The sequence below is a fragment of the thiotrophic endosymbiont of Bathymodiolus puteoserpentis (Logatchev) genome, assembly GCF_900127505.1.
Taxonomy (GTDB): Bacteria; Pseudomonadota; Gammaproteobacteria; order PS1; family Pseudothioglobaceae; genus Thiodubiliella.
Genome location: NZ_UEXF01000047.1, coordinates 1 through 1,202, shown reverse-complemented (window position 1 = coordinate 1,202; position 1,202 = coordinate 1). Strand labels below are relative to the sequence as shown.

Below are 1,202 nucleotides of genomic sequence, written 5' to 3'. Positions count from 1 at the left end.
AGTTTCATTCGTTGCTCAGATATAACTTTATCCGAAACAATCTTATGCACATCGTCACCACTCCTTTTTTCATTAGCATAAATGGGTAATAATGCCACTATAGCCAATACACTTATTATTTTTCTTTTCATAGTTTTAACCCTTAAAATATAATATTAATAATTATTAATATTGACAATATTTTACAGTATTGACACTCAGAATACAAATAAATCTACTGTTCTTTAAATTGTTTTAAAGCAAGATTCAAACTGCGCTTAGCCTTATGATAATCAGGCTTAATCTCAATGGCTTTTTTGAAGGCATCAATGGCTTTTTGATATTCTTTTAATATGCCATAAGTAACCCCCATACTGTAATAAGCCTCATGATAATCAGGCTTAATCTCAATGGCTTTTTTATAAGCATCAATGGCTTTTTGATACTTTTTTAATTTACGATAAGTCATCCCCATACCGCTATAAGCCTTATGAAAATCAGGCTTAATCTCAATGACTTTTTTAAAGGTATCAATGGCTTTTTGATACTTTTCTAATTTGAAATAAGCAGGTCCCATATTGAAATAAGCATAATGCAAATCAGGCTTAATCTCAATGGCTTTTTTATAAGCATCAATGGCTTTTTGATACTTCTCTAATTTGTCATAAGAGTAACCAAGGTAGGAGTAACCAGTCAATATATTTTTTTTATCATTTTCATAGTAAGCGTGGCCGATAAAATATTTCCATAGGTCAATTGCTGTCTTATAATTTTCTTGCCGTATTTTTAATATTAGTTTTTGAGATTTTGTGCCAAGTTCTTTAACCTTTTGCTTCATTTCTTTAGTTAGTTTTTGCTCTGGATTGTTGACTAATCTTTGTATAATATCTTCTGCATCTTTCTCGTATTTTTTAATGTTTCCTAATGAGATTTCAGCCTTTTGTTGCAGTTCTTTATTTTCAATATACATAAACACACTAACTACTGAAAAAACGAAAAGAAATGTCCTTGCCCAGCCATTAATTGAATGCTTTCGATCATCTAAAACATTTTGTCGATCATCTAAAACATTTTGTCTTAAATCTTGATACTTTTCTGTATTTTGGGCATGTTGTGATTGTATTTGTTGTTGAATATCTTTCAGGGTCTCTTGGTTTTTCCATGTTTTATTATCTAAATTAGTTATTATTCGCATAAGTAACAGCCTCCTAGTGTAACAAAGA

General features: G+C 30.0%; 1 protein-coding gene. It reads right to left on the bottom strand.

The annotated features are described in order from the left end of the window. Positions 1 to 214: 214 nt before the first annotated feature. Entirely contained in the window at positions 215 to 1,174 is a 960-nt protein-coding gene (locus BHECKSOX2_RS06540; protein ID WP_139682952.1) for a tetratricopeptide repeat protein, read from the bottom strand. Positions 1,175 to 1,202: the final 28 nt, after the last annotated feature.

What these genes read in the sequence shown, in the direction of transcription:
- BHECKSOX2_RS06540 (WP_139682952.1), bottom strand. Translation starts at nt 1,174, where the DNA reads ATGCGAATAATAACTAATTTAGATAATAAAACATGGAAAAACCAAGAG.